Source organism: Polluticoccus soli (assembly GCF_029269745.1).
Lineage (GTDB): Bacteria > Bacteroidota > Bacteroidia > Chitinophagales > Chitinophagaceae > Polluticoccus > Polluticoccus soli.
Genome location: NZ_JARJHT010000002.1, coordinates 907,861 through 927,289 on the forward strand (window position 1 = coordinate 907,861; position 19,429 = coordinate 927,289).

Annotated in this window: 17 protein-coding genes; 12 read left to right on the top strand and 5 right to left on the bottom strand. The window is 46.7% G+C overall.

The annotated features are described in order from the left end of the window. Nucleotides 1–10 precede the first annotated feature (10 nt). From P2W83_RS14825 to P2W83_RS14835, 3 genes are all read right to left on the bottom strand, one after another. Complete coding sequence (locus P2W83_RS14825; RefSeq protein ID WP_276134537.1) at nt 11–355, bottom strand: hypothetical protein; 345 nt, start codon at nt 353–355, stop codon at nt 11–13. A gap of 172 nt (nt 356–527) precedes the next feature. Further along, nucleotides 528–1,601: a PA0069 family radical SAM protein gene (locus P2W83_RS14830; RefSeq protein ID WP_276134538.1), complete on the bottom strand. Its 1,074-nt coding sequence runs from the start codon at nt 1,599–1,601 to the stop codon at nt 528–530. A gap of 26 nt (nt 1,602–1,627) precedes the next feature. After that, nucleotides 1,628–2,941: a DNA polymerase Y family protein gene (locus P2W83_RS14835; protein ID WP_276134539.1), complete on the bottom strand. Its 1,314-nt coding sequence runs from the start codon at nt 2,939–2,941 to the stop codon at nt 1,628–1,630. 134 nt (nt 2,942–3,075) lie between these two features. On the opposite strand from P2W83_RS14835, the gene P2W83_RS14840 reads away from it, so the two are divergent. Next, a complete protein-coding gene (locus P2W83_RS14840; protein ID WP_276134540.1) occupies nt 3,076–3,837 on the top strand; it encodes a TspO/MBR family protein in 762 nt (253 codons plus the stop codon). Here the strand turns inward: P2W83_RS14840 and pafA are convergent. After that, nucleotides 3,824–5,509: an alkaline phosphatase PafA gene (gene pafA / locus P2W83_RS14845; RefSeq protein ID WP_276134541.1), complete on the bottom strand. Its 1,686-nt coding sequence runs from the start codon at nt 5,507–5,509 to the stop codon at nt 3,824–3,826. The genes P2W83_RS14840 and pafA overlap by 14 nt on opposite strands. 73 nt (nt 5,510–5,582) lie before the next feature. Between pafA and P2W83_RS14850 the strand changes: the two genes are divergently transcribed. From P2W83_RS14850 to P2W83_RS14860, 3 genes are all read left to right on the top strand, one after another. Beyond that, nucleotides 5,583–6,845, top strand: a complete 1,263-nt coding sequence (locus P2W83_RS14850) for an aminotransferase class I/II-fold pyridoxal phosphate-dependent enzyme (protein WP_276134542.1) — start codon at nt 5,583–5,585, stop codon at nt 6,843–6,845. 74 nt (nt 6,846–6,919) lie between these two features. Next, the gene (locus tag P2W83_RS14855; protein ID WP_276134543.1) at nt 6,920–7,792 is read left to right on the top strand and encodes an SDR family oxidoreductase; all 873 of its coding nucleotides are present in this window, start codon (nt 6,920–6,922) and stop codon (nt 7,790–7,792) included. Between the two features lie 345 nt (nt 7,793–8,137). Then, entirely contained in the window at nt 8,138–8,554 is a 417-nt protein-coding gene (locus P2W83_RS14860) for an Hsp20/alpha crystallin family protein (RefSeq protein WP_276134544.1), read from the top strand. 93 nt (nt 8,555–8,647) lie between these two features. Here P2W83_RS14860 and P2W83_RS14865 read toward each other — a convergent pair whose 3' ends face one another. Continuing rightward, nucleotides 8,648–10,060 (bottom strand): type III PLP-dependent enzyme domain-containing protein, encoded by a 1,413-nt coding sequence (locus P2W83_RS14865; RefSeq protein WP_276134545.1) that lies wholly within the window; start codon nt 10,058–10,060, stop codon nt 8,648–8,650. A gap of 168 nt (nt 10,061–10,228) precedes the next feature. Between P2W83_RS14865 and P2W83_RS14870 the strand changes: the two genes are divergently transcribed. The 8 genes from P2W83_RS14870 (at nt 10,229) to P2W83_RS14905 (ending at nt 19,428) form a co-directional block, all read left to right on the top strand. After that, nucleotides 10,229–11,143, top strand: a complete 915-nt coding sequence (locus P2W83_RS14870; RefSeq protein WP_276134546.1) for a DMT family transporter — start codon at nt 10,229–10,231, stop codon at nt 11,141–11,143. 27 nt (nt 11,144–11,170) lie between these two features. Beyond that, nucleotides 11,171–11,539 carry a hypothetical protein gene (locus P2W83_RS14875; protein ID WP_276134547.1) on the top strand — a complete coding sequence of 123 codons (369 nt, stop codon included), beginning with the start codon at nt 11,171–11,173 and terminating at the stop codon, nt 11,537–11,539. Nucleotides 11,540–11,651: 112 nt separating this feature from the next. Further along, nucleotides 11,652–14,048 (top strand): alpha-ketoacid dehydrogenase subunit alpha/beta, encoded by a 2,397-nt coding sequence (locus P2W83_RS14880; RefSeq protein WP_276134548.1) that lies wholly within the window; start codon nt 11,652–11,654, stop codon nt 14,046–14,048. 187 nt (nt 14,049–14,235) lie between these two features. Further along, a complete protein-coding gene (locus P2W83_RS14885; RefSeq protein ID WP_276134549.1) occupies nt 14,236–15,588 on the top strand; it encodes a T9SS type A sorting domain-containing protein in 1,353 nt (450 codons plus the stop codon). Nucleotides 15,589–15,695: 107 nt separating this feature from the next. Further along, complete coding sequence (locus P2W83_RS14890; protein ID WP_276134550.1) at nt 15,696–17,030, top strand: GEVED domain-containing protein; 1,335 nt, start codon at nt 15,696–15,698, stop codon at nt 17,028–17,030. Between the two features lie 51 nt (nt 17,031–17,081). Then, on the top strand, nt 17,082–17,885 hold the full coding sequence (locus P2W83_RS14895) for a class I SAM-dependent methyltransferase (protein ID WP_276134551.1): 804 nt from the start codon (nt 17,082–17,084) through the stop codon (nt 17,883–17,885). After that, entirely contained in the window at nt 17,886–18,347 is a 462-nt protein-coding gene (locus P2W83_RS14900; protein ID WP_276134552.1) for a GNAT family N-acetyltransferase, read from the top strand. 166 nt (nt 18,348–18,513) lie between these two features. Next, the gene (locus P2W83_RS14905; RefSeq protein ID WP_276134553.1) at nt 18,514–19,428 is read left to right on the top strand and encodes a L,D-transpeptidase; all 915 of its coding nucleotides are present in this window, start codon (nt 18,514–18,516) and stop codon (nt 19,426–19,428) included. The last annotated feature ends 1 nt before the right edge of the window (nt 19,429 follow it).

The window sequence follows — 19,429 nt, forward strand, 5'->3', positions numbered from 1 at the left end:
TAAATGACTATTAGTTAGGGATGCCGGATACTTTTACAAACGAATACGCCCAAAGGAGCACAAACGTTATGACAAATGTTATTAGCTCCCAACTCCAATTCCAGCTCCAATGGTATTTTTCAATGCCTTCCCAGGTAATATTTTCCTCTTCATTTTTTTCACACACAAACGTTGCTATGTTTCGCATCCTTGATAAACTTTTCAATTGCGAATGTTTGATAAAGACGATAAATAAGCCATGGATGAAAAGAAAGCCGATAAACAAACCGGTTTCGTGATTACTTGGAAAGTTAATTTTGTTTTCAGCCTTAGCGTAGCTAGCCAACACAATGACAGTCCACAAAGCAACATTCATTTTCCACTGGATATCTCGTGTCTTATTATACTTCTCTGCTTCTACTTTATAAACTTCAAGAAGGTTATCTTTTTCTTAGCCATACAGAAAAATAAAGTTTTTTTTGCGTTTTCTTTCTAGCTATCTCGTCCCCAGTCAGCATTCCTACAAACACGAACCAATAATTTGGATCCTAAAACAACGGCAACTGCCCATGCTTTATCCTTCTAAAGGATGAAGTATTCCATTCCATCTCTGTTTGGTTCAGCCCATATTTTTTGCAGTATAGATGAAACTGCGTGCGTATCAGTTCGGCAAACTTACCATCGCCTACCATGCGGTTGCCCCATCGGCTATCGTTCACCTGGCCTTCGTGGCAGGCTGCTATCTGGCCCCATACTTTTTCTGCACGGTCGGGAAAGGCTTTGAACAGCCAGTCTTTGAATATCGGTCCAATGGCGCCGTTCAGTCTTACTACCGTATACCCTGCCCATTTCGCTCCTGCTTCTGCTGATGCCTTCAACACATCATGCATGTGCATATCGTTCAGTCCCGGTATCAACGGTGCATTCATGATGCCTGTAGGTACACCGTTCTTCGCTAAGGTCTCCACCACTTTCAAGCGCGAACGGTAAGAAGCAGTACGTGGCTCCAGCACTCTGCGCAGGTCTTCATCCAGCGAGGTGATGGAAGAGAATACACGTACGAGGTTGAGCCTGTTTAGTTCTTTGATAATATCAAGATCACGGAGCACGAGTGCATTCTTGGTGAGTATGCCAACGGGGTTGCGGTACTCCAGGCAGATCTCCAGCAACTTGCGGGTGATGCGCATGCGGCGTTCTATAGGCTGGTAACAATCCGTATTGCCCGAGAGGGATATAACTGATGGTTCCCAATTGGGGTTCTCGAAAAACTTCTTCAGCAACTGCGGTGCATTCTTCTTCACCACTATCCTGCTCTCGAAATCTACACCCGCGCTGTAACCCCAGTACTCGTGCGAGTTGCGCGCATAACAATAGATACAACCGTGCTCGCAGCCCTGGTAAGGATTGGCGGAGAACATCATGCCTACATCGGGACTGGTCACCTTATTGACCAGCGTTTTACTATCGTCAAAGATGTATTCGGTCTTACGTTCTTCCACTTCCCAATCATCGATAGCCTCGGGATGCTCCTGCACATACTCCCCTTTCAGGAACCTGTTCTTTGGATTGAACTGGGCTCCCCTGCCCTTGTCGAAACGCTCGTTTGCTCTTTGGTTGATCATAGTTTTTTGTTTTGTGGTGGGGTGTTTTAATCTTCTTCCAGCATGTATTTATTGAACTTATCGCCTTCGTACAGGTCTTTCACCGAACCGAAGCCGATAGCATCTGCCATTTCGTTTGGCCTTATCGTCTCGCAGGCTTTGCGTACAGCGTTCTTGCCGTAGCGGTCTTTGATATTGTACATGGTCTTTCGCGCAGTATCGGCCTTTATCTTATTCTCAAACAGGCTATACTGTATACGCGCACCATGAATGAAGTTTGAAATAGCCACACCCATTTGCATCGTCCTGTTGTTGAAAATAGTGTCAATGTTGCGCGGGCGTTCAAACTCTGCAATGCGATCGTAGATATAACTGCGCATCTCCATGGCATCCTGCGTCGGGTCGGCCAGCTTTATTTTCGTCTCCCAACTGGTGAAATCTTTGTACCTGATAAAAAAGCTCACCTCCTTGCAGAACACGTCCTGCTTCACCATCCGCTGCTCCAGTCTCGTACACAGCGATATCAGCAACGACTCCAACGATTGTTTCGATTCTCGCTGCACCTGCGATACCGTACGCGTAGCACTCATAGCACGGTAATCGTTCTTATACAGATCCGTCTCGCGGAAGTGAAGCCGTGAATGCCAGTAGTTGCCCACCACACCACCAAAGGCCCTGCGCAGCAAAGCATCTGAAGCATGACGCAGCTCCAGCGGCGTACGGATGCCGATGGTTTGCAATCTTTTTTCGTTGGCTTTTGCTATACCCGGCAGGTCGGTCAGCTTCATGGTGGCCAGGTAGTCGTCGATATTATCCGGGGTTATCACTATCAGTCCATCGGGCTTCTGCAGCTCGGTGCCTAGCTTGGCCAGGAAAGAATTGGGCGCAATACCTATGGAGCATTTAATATAGTCACCGCATTCTTTTCGAATGTCCTCTTTTATGCGATAAGCCACCTCCCTGAAATCAGGATAGACAAGTTTGTATGAACTAAAGTTCATCACAGCCTCATCAATGCTTTTGGCCATTACGTTCGGCGTGTCGCAATAGCTGGTCAGCACTTTCATGACGGCCACGTGTATCTCGCGGTAGCGGTGCGGACGTGTGGTGGTCGTCATCATCTGCGGGCACAAGGCCTTGCCCTCACCGAGGCGCATGCCGGTCTTCACGCCAAAACGTTTGGCTTCTATAGACGGTGCGATGATGCAAGCATTGGGACTATCAAACGTGAGCACACCCAGCGGGCGGTCCCTGAATTGGGGGTTGTCCTGCTGCTCCACACTGGCAAAGTAGCTGTTCATGTCTACATACATGATGACAGCGCCGTTAGTTCCGTTGTATGAGTTAGCCGAGATCCGCATAAATGCCCGTTTGCTAAGCCGAAACTAGCACATTTGGACAATTGTACAAATTTTTATTGGACATTTATTTAGAATTAATGTACAAACCAACTTGTACATGGCACAGTTTTGAAGCAAACTCCCAAAACAATACCATGGCAAGAAGATGGATAGTCTTGATACTGAGCATCATCAATCCATTTTTCGACTGGCTATTAGGGCTTACACCCCTGGCAGGAAGGTCGATGGTGGAAATAACCGATCAGTATGATACACTATTCAGGCCTGCTGGTTATGCATTTGCTATCTGGGGAGTTATCTATTTGTCCTTTATCATCTACGCCGTTTACCAGTTATTACCTGCACAAAGGGCCAATAAACTTTACGACAATGTGGCAACGACTTTCATTATATCGAACCTGTTGGGAATGGCCTGGCAGGTAGCTTTTAGAAATGATGTTATTACTGCCAGTCTTGCAATAATTATTGCAATGCTTGTTTCCTCTATCGTTATGTATGCCCTTACCCGGAATGCAGCACTGGCGAACAGGACAAACAAGTGGATCTCCGTTCCGTTTGGCCTGTACATGGCCTGGCTATCCGTCGCAACAATCGCTAACATTGGGATCTGGCTGGCTAGTATAGATTGGCGCGGCGGCGGCGTTTCAGAAATACTGTGGACGAACATAATGCTTGCCCTGGCCCTGGGTCTGGCTATGTTATTAAGCCGGTTGTTCCGCGACTTAAGTATACCAATTGTAGTAACCTGGGCAATTCTTGCTATCTATATTCAAGTGCATGACACCGAACACCGCGTGGCAGCAGTTGCACTCATTGCAGGCCTGGCAGGTGTTGCGTGGATAATTGGATTAGGCATATGGGACAAATCCAGGACACGTCACATTAGCGCTTCATAACAGGCGCGATCACCTTTCCAATGTTACCACTTGGCATCTGTATTTTGAGCAATGCAGCAAGGGTTGGAGCTATATCGGTCATATATACAGTGCGGTGGGTTTCACCTTTGGCAATACCCCAACCATACCATAACAAAGGGATGTGCGTGTCGTAAGGATTCCAGGAACCATGTGTAGTACCAGTAGCGCCATGATCGCCACTGAACCAGCCCGGCTCGGATATTATTTGAATGACTCCGCTCCTTTTACGATTATAGCCGTTGATGGCCATTTCCCTTATCGGCTCGGGCAAGGCCAGCCTGCCTATCAATTCCATATCTATTGCATAAGCAATCCCCGGACGTTTGCCCAGCCAATCGGTAATAGCAGCTTTCACCTGCGTACGATCCAGTTTCAATCGCGCAATGCCCGATTCATTGAGGTATACCTGGTAGTTGGTGAACAGACGCACCAACGTATCATGAACACCGAAAGTGTTTTTCAAATGACTATTCAGCAATCGCGCAGTTACAGTATCATTATCTGAACCTGCAGAAATTTTCATATCCTGCATGAACGTTGGATTGTGCGCCGCTCCATGATCCGCAGTCAGGAACAAAGTATACTCACCCTTGCCTACCGACCGATCGAGGTATTTCAGAAACTCAGCCAGCTCTATATCAAACCGAAGGAACATGTCCTCCATTTCTACCGAATTTGGGCCAAAGCGATGCCCGGCATAATCCGTCGATGAAAAACTCACACATAGAAAATCAGGATCGTTTGACTGCCCTAGTTTCTCCTCGTTGATGCAAGCCTTTGCCAGGTTAAAGACCATTGTATTTCCATAGGGCAAATAGCGCAGCCCGTAATATCCCAACCTGCTTCGATCAAAACCTTTTACCGAATGCGGAAATATAGGAGCGCGTTCGCCGGGAAAAGGACCTTCGTAGCGATTGTCGTCGACCACGCTTTGTTTGTATGTATTCAAAGGGTAAAGCAAAGACCAATCAGGAGAAACAAAAGTATCATGGTTGGCAAGGTTAAATTTATTCAGCCATTCGGGCAAGCTGTTTCCATAAAATGAACTGGTAACAAAATTGCCAGTGCTGTCATCGAACCAGTAGGCCCCATTGGCCATGTGTCCAGCCGGCAAAATGCTGCCGCGGTCTTTAATGGCTACGCCAAATACTTTTGAACGGCTATTGGTCGCCAACTTTAGTTCGTCGGTGACAGTCGTGGCCATTAAGTTTTTGGGGCTCATCTTCCCAGCAACCACGCTACCACCTACAGGTCGCACATTATCATCCTGTGCGCAATAAGAATATTTACCAGTGATGTTATCGAGCCAATCGTTGGCAGCGATGCCGTGGATGGAAGGAACGGAACCAGTATACACACAAGCATGTCCCGGACCCGTGAACGAAGGCAGGTAGTTGATCATGGTATTCTGGCAATTGAATCCTTCCGACATCAGGCGCTTAAAACCGCCTTCAGTATAGCGATCGTAGTAACGATAAAGATAGTCCCAGCGCATCTGGTCGACCACGATACCCACCACCAGCTTCGGCCGGGGAACAGCTTTATTTTGTGCGTTAGAGCCAGATACAGATGCTAAAAAGACGAATAAGAAGAGAAAATGCCTCATGAAATAGCGGAGTTGCGCTGCAATATAGTGAGCGTGGGCAAGCATTTTGAGGATAATTTGATTAATTTCGCACCCGTAAATACCCAATTCTTTACACTAAAATCATTATCAGGTAATTATGGATTTATTTGCCAAATTTGAATCAAGACTTGGACCGATTGGTGATTACGCCGAAAAAGCGCCCGGATATTTTGCATTCCCTAAGCTGGAAGGAGAGATAGGAAACAGGATGATGTTCCAGGGCAAAGAGCGTATCGTTTGGAGCCTGAATAACTACCTGGGTCTTGCCAACCACCCCGAAGTACGTAAAGCAGACAAAGAAGCAACAGAACAATATGGCCTCGCCTACCCAATGGGTGCGCGCATGATGAGCGGTAACTCTAACCACCACGAGCAGCTGGAAAAAGATCTGGCTGAATTCGTAGGTAAGGAAGACGCTATGCTATTCAACTACGGTTACCAGGGCATGGTTTCAGCCATCGACAGCCTGTGCAGCCGCCGCGACGTGATCGTTTACGACGCAGAATCTCATGCCTGCATTATCGACGGTTTGCGCATGCACCCCGGCCATCGCTATGTATACAAACACAACAACGTTGAAGACTGCGAAAAACAACTGCAGCGCGCTACAGAAATGGCAGCGCAAACAGGTGGTGGTATCCTCGTGATCACCGAAGGCGTTTTCGGCATGTCAGGCAACCAGGGTGCTATCAAAGAGATCGCTGCCCTGAAAAGCAAATACGAGTTCCGCCTTTTTGTAGATGACGCACACGGCTTCGGTACAATGGGCAAAACAGGTGCCGGTATCGGTGAAGAGCAAGGTTGCATGGATCAGATCGATGTATACTTCTCTACATTCGCTAAGTCTATGGCGAGCATCGGTGGCTTCCTGGCTGCTGACAAAAAAGTGCTGACCTTCCTGCGCTACAACATGCGCTCGCAGGTGTTCGCTAAATCGCTGCCAATGGCTATCGTTGTAGGTAACCAGAAACGCCTGGACCTGCTCCGCACCAAGCCTGAGCTGAAAGAAAAACTGTGGCATAACGTGAACAGGCTGCAAAACGGCCTGCGCGAAAGAGGCTTCGATATAGGCACTACCAACACACCGGTAACACCAGTGCACATGAAAGGTGGCCTGTTCGATGCTACTCAGCTGATCTTCGACATGCGCGAGAACTACAACATTTTCTGCTCGGTAGTTGTATACCCTGTTATTCCAAAAGGCCAGATCATCCTGCGCCTGATACCTACAGCTGTACACACTGACGAAGACATCGACCTGACACTGAAAGCATTCAGCGAACTGCGCGAGAAACTGGACAACAAAGTGTACCCGCAGGAAATGCCGAACATCAACGCAAAGGCAGCGGTTACTGCTTAATTCAATAATCATTTTTTCCGAAAGCCATCTTGTATTGAGATGGCTTTCGTATTTTTCGAACTTTACGAACCATAATGAAAGTATTTATCGTCGGTGCATCGGGCCTCGTGGGCAATAATTGCATGAAGCATTTCAGTGAGCAAGGCTGGGATGTAAAAGGATCTTATTTTTCTTACGAGCAACCAGGCACTGTGTTTTATAGCACGCTCGACACTGTCAACTCAAAGAACTTTGACATAGTAGGCTGGAAACCCGATGTGATCGTACACTGCGGAGCGATGACGCATGTTGACTACTGCGAAACACATGAGGACGAGAGCTACCAGCAAACTGTGCAGAGCACGATAAACCTGATAGAGGTAGCAAAGCAATGCAAAGCGCGCTTTGTTTACATTTCTACCGACTATGTATTTGATGGAAAGAGCGGCCCTTATCGCGAAGACGCACCGGTAAATCCATTGAGTGTATATGCCCGCCATAAACTGGAAGCAGAACAACTGGCAATTAAAGAACTGGACAAAACACTGGTACTGCGCGTTACTAATGTTTATGGCAATGAAGCGAGAGGAAAAAACTTTGTAGCCCGCATAGTAGACCAGTGCTTAAACAAACAAAAACTCACCCTGAAATTACCTTACGACCAATACGCGTCCCCAACCAATGCCTGGGACATAGCCCGCGCTATGTACGTGCTATTGCGTGACAGCAAACACGGCATCTACCACGTAGGGAGCACCGATTACATGAACCGCGTAGAACTGGCGCTGAAGGTGTTAAGCTATTTCCCGCATGCTGAATACGACCTGATACCGATGAGCACTGCAGAGTTGCAACAACCGGCTGCACGTCCATTATTAGGTGGTTTTGTAAAATCGAAATTCAGCAATGAATACCCCGAAATGCTCTTCGGGAACGTAGATAGCTACCTGCAGGAAATCCTTGGTTAAAGGCAAAAAGAAATCCCGACATACCGTGGTAAGTCGGGATAGGACTGTACTTACTAACCCATCGTAAGTAAAGCAAATATCTGAAAAAGGATTTTCAAAAGGAAATTAATTTTTCTCCAATATTAAATTATGGCTTTAATGGCCCGGCAGGACTGAATGCAATGATTTGCAGACTGTTCTACCGGGCTTTAAAATGCTATCCCGTCAGCTAAAAATTGACACAGACAGACAAAAAGTCACCTAAAGGGACAACATTACGCCATAATGGCTGAAAATTTTGAATGGTCCATGGTTTGTTTAGGTATCTGCGTAAACAAAAACGCTAACAACTAAACAAATTAAACTATGTATCAGGCAAAATCTCGCTACAGCGCACCCCACACCTTTGGTGGCATATTGGAAGGCTTATTCAATGACTTCAATACTGAATTCAAAGCCAACCCTCCGGCTAACATATTGGAAACAGAAAAAAGCTATGAAGTACACCTGGTAGCACCGGGTCTTAAAAAAGACGACTTTAAGATCAACCTGGAACGCAACATTCTGACAATTTCTTACGACAAGAAAGAAGACGCGGCTGCCCAGGAAGGTAAATGGCTGAGGAGCGAATACAAAGCAGCAGCCTTCAAAAGAAGCTTTACACTGAATGATAAGGTAAACACCTCCGCCATCAACGCAAAATATACCGATGGTATACTGGCAATAGAACTGCCTAAAAAGGAGAATGCCGAACCGGCAACACAACAAATATCAGTGAACTAAAGATCGTTAGGATTGGTTTAAGATTTAACAGACGAAGCAAAGGGCGAAGTTTTCACTTCGCCCTTTTTGTTTTTTTTCGCTTTCGCTGTTTTACTATTTTACGTAGCCTAGTATTTTCAACATGCTCTGAGCGGTCTGCTCTTTGGCATACAGCCAGTCCTCCAGCTCACCGTTCTTATTGCGCTCTACCACAACGTGCTTGGGCGATGGAATCATACAGTGCTTGATGCCTCCGTACCCAGCAAGCTGATCCTGGTAAGCACCGGTATGGAAGAATCCGATATATAGTGGTTCAGCGCCCTTAGCCTTATCTATTTTAGGCAGGAACACAGCGTTAATGTGCTCTTCGGATGTATAGAAGTCGTGACTATCACAGGTAAGGCCGCCAAGGTGGACCTCCTGGTATTCTCGGTCCCAGCCGTTGATGGGCAACAGCAGGAATTTTTCACCAATACCCCAGGTATCGGGCAGTGTCGTGATGAACGAACTATCGATCATGTACCAGATCTCACGGTCGTTTTGCATCTTATCATCAAGAATGCTGTAAATAACCGCACCACTCTCGCCCACTGTAAATGAACCAAACTCTGTATAGATATTGGGAACATCTACTTTATTACGCTTACACACCTGCTTGATATTCGACACGATCTCGTTGACCATATAATTATAGTCATAGTCGAAAGCAAGTGAGTGTTTGATGGGAAACCCACCACCGATATTGAGACCATCCAATTCAGGACAGATCTTTTTCAGTTGGCAGTATAGGTTTACGACCTTATTCAACTCGCTCCAGTAGTAGATATCGTCCTTAATACCTTTGTTCATGAAGAAATGCAGCATCTTCAGGCGAAACTTCTCACTGCCTTTGATCTTGTCTACATAAAATTCCAGTACATCGCGGCTACGAATACCAAGACGCGAGGTATAGAAATCGAATGTAGGCTCTTCTTCAGTGGCTATACGAATACCGATGTTTACGGGATCCTTAGATCGGATCAGTTTTTTATAGTCTTCAAACTCAGTTTTGTTATCCAGAACGGGAATGACGTTCCTAAAGCCGTCGTTGATGAGGCGGGCTATATTGCGCGTGTAAGGCTTTGTCTTGAAACCATTACAAATAATATACGTGTCTTTGTTGATCTTACGGCGCTTGTATAGCTGCTTGATGATCTCGATATCGTAAGCGAACGAGGTTTCTATGTGTACATTATGCCGCAACGTTTCCTCTACGATGAAAGAAAAGTGAGAACTCTTGGTACAATAACAATAAAAGTACTCGCCATCGTACTTATGCTTTTTGATCGCATCGTTGAACATCTTTTTGGCCTTATTGACTTGCGAACCGATCTTCGGCAGATAGGTCAGCTTAAACGGCGTACCATACTTGTCGATGAGTTTTCTTATGTCCAGCCCGTTAAAATGCAGGTTATTGTCGGATACTTCAAAACCTTCTTGTGGAAAATCAAAGGTTTGTTTTACAAGATCAGTGTATGTATTGTTCATCTATGCCCCTGAAAGGATTGTAAACGATTAGTGTCCCGTTGTTTGTTTTTGATTGAGAAAACAAAAGTAGTTATTTGATTGAATGCAATTCGATTTTTTTCGGCTGCAGCCATTATTTTTTATCGCGATACGCCTTTCAATTAGCTATGTTTGCTGTCTGATCCATTAATGAAAAAAGCACTTCTTCAAATTCACGCGGCTGTTCTGCTCTGGGGCTTTACCGGCGTCTTGGGCAGAGCTATCGATCTTAGCGCCCCGGTGTTGGTGTGGTACCGTATGCTGCTCACAGCAGTTTTCATGTTCGTAATACTGCAATACCGCAAACAATGGCTCAGCATAGGCCGCAAAGACATAGCACCTATGGCTGCAGTAGGCAGCCTGATGGCGCTGCACTGGGTGGCTTTTTACGGCTCTATCAAATTCTCCAATGCCTCGATCGCACTTGTCTGCCTGTCCACTGCGAGCATATTCACGTCACTGCTTGACCCTTTCGTAAATAAGGGGAAACATGATATATATGAGTTGCTGTTAGGCCTTCTGGCACTTGCAGGGGTATTCCTGATATACCATACTTACCGCATGGAGCAATCTTATGTACTGGGTATTATTTTCGGCGTAATAGCGGCCATTCTGAGCTCGGTTTTTACGGTTATCAACAAACGCATCGCCAACCGCTACCCTGCCCGCACCATTGTTTTCTACGAAATGTCGACGGGACTAGTGCTGCTTACCCTGCTGATGCCCATTCAGTTATTCTATATACCAGACACTGTGATCCTGCCATCGGCCATGGATTGGGTATGGCTGGTAGTTTTGAGTTTGTGCTGCACAGTGTGGGCACAGAGCCTGGCCATAAATGCACTAAAACACATCAGTTCCTTTACTGCTACGTTAAGCGTTAACCTCGAGCCGGTTTATGGTATTGTGCTTGCTTTTATCTTTTTTAAGGAGAACAAAGAGCTGCATAGCGGCTTTTACGCTGGCATGGCTTTGATATGCCTCTCGGTAGTTCTGCAAACCATACGTATCCTGCGGCCAAAAGCTTCTCCGGGATATATTAAAGAAAAAGCAGGGATAGATTAACTACCTTTATAGTATAAATTTTGTGTTATGGGCCTGACGATAGAAGAGAAACTAACCAACGAAGGAATTCTGAAGAGTGAGCCAGCGGTGTGGGTCAACTCCGAATCGGTAATGCAAAACGGCAGACTGGTACTTTCAGTTAAGCACCTTGTGTTCATGCTGAATGACGCTGTCACAGCGGCCATCTCCATTGACCTTGACACAATAAACATCTTATCTAACGAAACAGTGCTTACTGATAGCAATATCCTGGCAATAACTTACCTGCAATACGACACTGCGAAATTTACTGTACTGAACTACGAAGAGTGGGAAAAAGCCATAGAACTGGCGAGGATGAAGCCGCATATAGGTAGGACCAATTCCAGCCCTATACAAGGGCCTGCAAGTGCTTAAAGAGATAAAAAAGCAGAAAATGTAACAAGTGGCGTAGGACTATATGCAACTACGCACGCTATTTTTATGTTATACCTTTTAGATTTTACGTTACCATCGTACCTTTGCAGCTATGCTGCAGGAAGCCTCTACTAAAAAGTCCGCTAGGTTATCTTTTGAAGAATTTAAACTGGAAGTGCTGAACGATTTTCACATGGCGGTGGCCAGCCGTGAAGCAAGCCTTATCGGCCGTCGCGAAGTACTGACCGGAAAAGCCAAGTTTGGCATCTTTGGCGATGGCAAAGAACTGGCCCAGATAGCCGCGGCCAAATGCATGCAGCCCGGCGATGTACGTTCCGGCTACTATCGCGACCAGACGTTGATGTTTGCAACGGGCATGAGCGATATCGAAAAATTCTTTTCTCAGCTTTATGCCAACCCGGATGTGGAACATGAACCTTCTACCGCCGGCCGTATGATGAACGGTCACTACGGCACCCGCTGGGTAGATGATAATGGCGACTGGAAAGATCTTACCCAAACACCACAATCATCGAGCGACATTTCTCCTACTGCAGGACAAATGGTGCGCGCATTGGGTTTGGCCCAGGCATCTAAGATGTACCGCAATGTGGAGGAAACAAAAAAAGGCTTTGAGAAATTCACCAAGAACGGTAACGAGGTAGTATTCTGCACCATCGGTGATGCGTCTACTTCAGAAGGTCTGTTTTGGGAAACCGTGAACGCCGCCGGCGTATTGCAGGTACCTCTGGCGATCTTCGTGTGGGACGATGGTTACGGAATCTCTGTTCCGCGTAAATACCAGACAACCAAGAACTCGATATCTGAGGCCCTGGCAGGTATGCAATGGGATGATAAGAAAGGTGGCCTGAATATCTATACAGTAAAGGGCTGGGACTATCCCGGCATGATGCAAACCTTCCAGCAAGGTATTGCCCGCGTACGTGAAACACATATCCCTGCTATCTTCCACGTACAGGAAGTTACGCAACCTCAAGGCCACTCTACTTCAGGCTCACATGAGCGTTACAAAAGCAAAGAACGCCTGGAATGGGAAAAGGAATGGGATTGTATCGCTAAAATGCGCGAGTTTATCCTGGAGAATAATATCGCTACTGAAGAGGAGATCAATAAATTAGAAGATACTGCTAAGGAGGAAGCCCGTACTGCCAAACAACGCGCATGGGACAACTTCATCACCCCCATTCGCCAACAGGTGCAGCAAGCAACCAATGCCTGCAACCAGGTGGTGTATGAAGGTGGCGCTAATACAGAACAAATAGCTGCGCTGGTTCAACAGCTGAACGCAATAAAAGAACCTATCCGCAAAGACGTGATGCAGACACTGCGCCGCGTGCTAGGCATGTGCTCAGGTAACAGCGATGCAGTACGCAGCCTGCGCAACCTGTACAACAACCTGATGGCAGATAACAGGGACAAGTTCAACTCACATCTGCATTCAGAGTCGCCGTACAGCGCAATGAAGGTAAAAGAAGTAGCGCCAGTATTCACTGATGCATCGCAATCGCTGAATGGGTATGAGATACTGAATAAGTTCTTTGACCTAACCTTTGCCAACAATCCCGCTGTAGTAGCCTTCGGCGAAGACTTGGGTAAAATTGGTGACGTAAACCAGGGCTTCGCAGGATTGCAGGATAAATACGGAGAGCTGCGCATATCGGATACTGGTATCCGCGAAGCAACTATCATGGGTCAGGGCCTGGGTATGGCGATGCGTGGCCTGAGGCCTATAGCGGAGATCCAGTACCTGGATTACCTGCTGTACGGTTTGCAACCGTTGAGTGATGATGTGGCTACACTGCAATACCGCACCAAAGGCGGCCAAAAATGTCCGCTTATAGTACGTACACGTGGCCACAGGCTGGAAGGCATTTGGCACAGTGGTTCGCCGATAGGCATGATCATCAACTCTATTCGTGGTATGCACCTGTGTGTGCCTCGCAATATGACACAGGCGGCTGGTATGTACAACACCCTGCTGAAGAGCGATGAGCCCGGTATCGTGATCGAGTGCCTGAATGGTTACCGCCTGAAGGAAATGATGCCGGATAACCTGGCTGAGTATACAGTACCTTTCGGAGTGCCGGAAGTAGTGCGCGAAGGAACCGATATTACGATCGTTTCTTACGGCTCTACCCTGCGTGTCATCGAAGAGGCTATTGTCAACTACCTCGAACCACTGGGTATCTCTTGCGAAGTGGTTGACGTAAGAACACTGCTACCTTTCGACATCAACAGCATGATCGTTGAATCGTTGAAAAAGACGAACCGCATTGTGTTTATAGATGAAGACGTGCCCGGTGGTGCATCTGCCTACATGTTCCAACAGGTGATGGAAAAACAAGGGGGCTACCAATGGTTGGACGTAGCTCCGCGTACTATCAGCGCACAGGCGCACCGTCCAGCTTATGCGACAGACGGCGACTACTTCTCGAAACCAAATGCAGAAGATATCGCTGCGATCATCGAAGAAATGATGGCCGAATAGCCTATTCGAACATAACATTGAAGCCCCGCTTACGCGGGGTTTTTTTATTCTGTCCAAAGCAACATTAACGCAATTGCCATGAGTATATGACTTTGTCATGAAAAAATAAAAAAACTACTGAAAGAAACAGCATTCATACACACGGCTTCGTTATTGGAGTATCTTAGGCTGAACCATTAACCTACTTATGAAAAAACTGTACACCTTTTGCCGCATCACGGCCCTTTCAACTCTTTTGTTTAGCGGATCATTGAAATCGAATGGCCAGTACTGCATTACTAATCTGTACCTGACCGGCTGCACAAACAATGACTATATCCGGTCTTTTCGTACCAGCGGAGGAATGGGTGACATAATGAACCCCTCCACAGGTTGCTCAAACACAACCAACGGTTACACGTACTATAGCGCTCTTTCGCACACCACCAGCGTGGGAAACAACGTTAACTTTAGCATAGTCAACAACCCGTTCAACAATGAAAACTATTACTTTTATGTAGACTGGAACGCAGACGGCGATTTTACTGACGCAGGTGAAACGATCACAACAGGCACGGTGCCGGCCGGTGATTCCGTAACAGGAAGCTTTCCGGTTCCGCCGGGTACTACACTCGGGACAAAACGAATGAGAGCGCGGTTTGTATTTAATCCCACTACGCCTGTTACGGCATGCAGCCAGGAAAACTATGGCGAGATCGAAGATTACAATCTGAACATCGTAGCACCAGCGCCTCCATGCAATTCTCCGTCAAATGCAACAGTCAGCAACATCACCGGGGTTACCGCAGATATGACCTGGACTGCAGTACCGGGCGCTATCGGCTATGAATGGGCGATCACCACTTCTCCAACGCCCCCTTCGTCGGGCACCGGAAGTGTTACCGGAACTGCGATCGGCACAAACACGCTCACTCCAAACACAACTTATTATTTTCACTTACGCACGAAGTGTAGTGGCTTCAACCAGAGTTCTGGCTGGGTAACAAAAACTTTTACAACCACTTCGGCGCCTGCTTGCACCGCCCCGTCCAATTTTAAGGTAAACGACGTCACCACCAACTCGGTGCAGTTCAGCTGGTCTCCTTCAAGTACAGCTATAAGCTATGAATATGCTATAACTACCACCACAAATCCTCCGACAACTGGTATTCCCACAACACAATTGTCAGCCAGCATTTCATTACTGAATAGTGCAACCAAGTATTATGTACGTGTTCGAAGCATCTGTAGCGCATCAACATATTCCGGATGGCTCCTTATACCAATATTTACACATTTCTCAACTTCCGTAAATGAGGTAAACAATGACTACCTCAACATCTATCCATCTCCAGCTTCAGATAAGCTAACTATTGAGTCTGCCCAATCTGCAGATAAGGCAATAATCCAACTGATCGATGTTAGTGGAAGAATGGTCATGGAACAGGGGTTTGGCACATCGTCTACAACACTTGATATCAGCAAGCTACAACCTGGAATATATATACTAAAATACCTGCAGGGCCCTACAGTATCGATACAGCGAATTGTAAAGCAATAACTGAATTAAAAGGCCCCGCTGCTTGCGGGGCTTTTTTTGTTATTTAGGTCGGTTATATGCACAAAGGCACTAATATTCGCTATCTTGGAACACCAAATAAATCATATATGAAAAACTTATGCCCTCTTGTCCGCTTCGCGGCTTTTTCGGCAGTTCTGCTTGCTGGCACTCTAAACTCGAACGCACAGTATTGCACAACCAATCTCTACCTTACCGGCTGCATCGATGATGACTATATACAGTCATTTCGCACTACAGGTGGCTTGACCAACATTACCAACTACCTTACCGGCTGCTCTAATACAACTACAGCCGCGTATACCTACTATAGTGCCCACACCCATACTACAAGTGTTGGCAATTCGGTAAACTATAGCTTGGTCAACGGTCCTGTCTATGCGGAGAACTACTATCTTTTTGTAGACTGGAATGCAGATGGTGACTTTACTGACGCCGGTGAAACAATCGCGTCGGGCGCAGTAGCGATTGGTGATTCTGTAACAGGTAGCTTTCCTGTACCGGCAGGAACATCACTTGGCACAAAAAGGATGAGGGCAAGGGTCGTTTACAATCCCTCGTCCACGGTTACAGCCTGCAGCCAGGCAAATTATGGTGAGGTTGAAGATTATAACCTTGTAGTAACGACTCCGTGCGATCCACCCTCAAGCGCCACGATCAGCAATATTGCAAGTACCAGTGCAGACATGACATGGCCTGCAGTTTCAGGCGCTATGGGTTACGATTGGGATGTTACCACGTCTCCAACGCCACCAACAATGGGAGCTTACAATAGTACAACTACTACTGCCAGCATAGCAACATTGAGCCCTGCGACGATCTACTATTTCCATCTCCGTACTCAATGCGCCGCCGGCTATTATTCAACCTGGGTAACGCAAACTTTTACAACACTACCACCCTGCGCTCCTCCAACTATGACCATCGACGACATCACAACGAACTCCATCAAGATCAGCTGGACCCCAGTAAGCAATGCTGTCAACTATGAATACTCGGTACTGACTACCACGCCACCGCCTCCGTCGGGCACTTCGACAACCGCACTCTCGGCAACTATTTCGTCGCTGAATGGCGCTACCAAATATTACGTACGCCTTCGTAGCGTTTGCGGAGCATCGTCCTACTCTACCTGGCAGTTCAAGCAGGCATTTACGCACTACCCAACCTCGGTTGATGAATTTAATGAAGGGTCACTTCATATCTACCCTACTCCAGCGTCAGACGTATTGACAATCGAATCACCGGAACACCAAGGCAACGCGATCGTACAACTCACCGACGTTAGCGGACGAATGGTTATGGAACAAGAAACCAACACACCCACGACAACGCTAAATATCAGCAAACTGCAGCCAGGTGTTTACATCTTGAAGCATATGCAAGGATCCGCTGTATCGATACACCAAATTGTAAAACAGTAATTTGGAATAGAAAGCCCCGTTCCTGCGGGGCTTTTTCGTTACATTTAATACATGAACACCGCACCCGATTATATTGAAAAGAACCGTAAGAGCTGGAACCAGAGAACAGAGGTACACGTTGAGTCTGAATTTTATGACATCCCCGGTTTTTTAAGCGGCAAATCATCGCTTAAGGAGATAGAACTTCACATGCTTGGCGATGTGAAAGGTAAAACTATCCTGCACTTGCAATGCCACTTTGGCCAGGATAGTTTGTCGCTGGCGAGGATGGGTGCTAAAGTAACGGGGGCGGACCTCTCGGACAAGGCAATTGAAAAAGCGAAAGAGTTGAATACTCAGATGGGGCTTGATGCCGACTTTATCTGCTGTGATATCTACGATCTGCCAAAACACCTGGATAAGCAATTTGATATTGTATTCACAACCTATGGAACGATAGGCTGGCTGCCTGATCTTGACAAATGGGCGGGAATAATATCTCACTACCTAAAACCGGGAGGACAGTTCATCTTCGTCGACTTTCATCCCGTGCTTTGGATGTTTGATGATGCCGTTGAAAAAGTTGGCTATAATTATTTCAATGACGGCCCCATCGAAGAAACGCAGGACGGAACTTATGCTGATAAAAGCGCACCAATGAAAATTGAGTATGTAGGCTGGAACCACAGCATTAGCGAGGTGGTTAACAACCTTATAAAAAACGGCCTTGAAATAGACAGTCTTGAGGAATTTGACTATTCGCCTTACAATATTTTTGCAAACCCTGTGGAAGTTGAACGGGGTAAATTTAGGGTAGCTCATCACGGCAACAGGATCCCGCTGGTCTACTCTATAATGGCTCATAAACATCAATAAATGATACGCTCGTATATACCTACTGACAGGGCTGCGTGCCTCGACATATTTGACAGCAACTGTCCAAAATATTTCGATCCTTCAGAACGCGCATTTATAGAACAGTGGCTGAACGCACAGGATGCTGGCCAACCGACTTATCCCAATTCGTCGGCCGACCATTTTTACGTGTTAGAGAAAAACAATAAGGTGATCGCTTGCGGTGGTTTTTATTTGTTGAATGACGAGCATGCAGCCAGTATTGCGTGGGGAATGGTACATAGCGACGAGCACAGACAGGGATATGGCAAAGAGCTATTTCAATTTCGTGTAAAAGAATTGCAAAAAATCCTACCCGGCGCCAAAATAACACTTGACACCAGCCAACAAACCTTTGGCTTTTTTGAAAAGATGGGCTTAACGGTGCAAGCGGTAACGAAGGATGGCTATGGAGCCGGACTTGACCGGTACGATATGGCATAAAAGCATGAATAATCTCTAAAAGCCCTGCTGTAGCGGGGCTTTTGTCGTTAATTGACCAAAATCAGCTCCTAAAGTGTTGAAGGTCATAACAAACTTTAACAACCTCAACTAGCATTGCGGTATGAATTTTTTCCCTGCTGGTTTGATGAAGACAAATGGACGAAGTATGAGACAGGCTTTAGTGATATTGACGATGGTGATCCTTACCACAACACGCCTATTCGCACAGGGGTATGTTGACCAACAGGCTGTATACCCTTTGCTGGAAACACAGATCGGTGATATAGACAACGTGCCGAAAGTGGATTGGGAAGTGTACATATACAAGGATCACAACAAGAAGGACGGCAAAGGACAATGGAGCGAATTGCTTGCTTACATAAAGGATCTGCCCGGGGAGTACACTGGAGACCGCCGTTACGTAATAGAGTTGACAAACCGCGTAACGGGCGACAACATGAAAATGGGGCAAAAGCTACTGATACCTAAATCTTTCCCCAACGACTGGAGAGCTTATTCGCCTTATCCATTTCAGTATGCTGCAGCGACAGACATGCCAAAGCTGTTTATCATAGATAAGAGCACGCAGACATTCGGTGCATACGAGTATGGCAAGCTGGTACGATGGGGCCTGGTATCAACAGGACGAAACGACGACCTTACGCCGGTGGGCAGGTATAATTTCAACTGGAAGGATGATTACCGACTATCGTCGGAAGCTCCGGAAGGTGAGCTTTGGGAAATGTATTGGATGTTCAATTTTGATGCCCGCTTGGGGATGCACGTACACCAGTATTCACTGCCAATTGCCTATCCGGCGTCACACGGTTGTGTACGAGTGAGTGAGGCAGACGCAAAATGGAACTTTGGATGGGCAAATGGCTGGTCACAAAGCGGGGGCCGTGTATCACGGAACGGTACACCTGTCATGGTAATTGGACATAACCCTGCTGGCAGGCCACAGCAATGGAATATATCAGGTGAAGGTGCAGTATCGAGTGTCGATCTGCCGTCAAACATGGAATCAATCCCCCTCGGCTCATACGCTCAACGAGAAGCTGACTGGGCCAGCGGACAGTAAG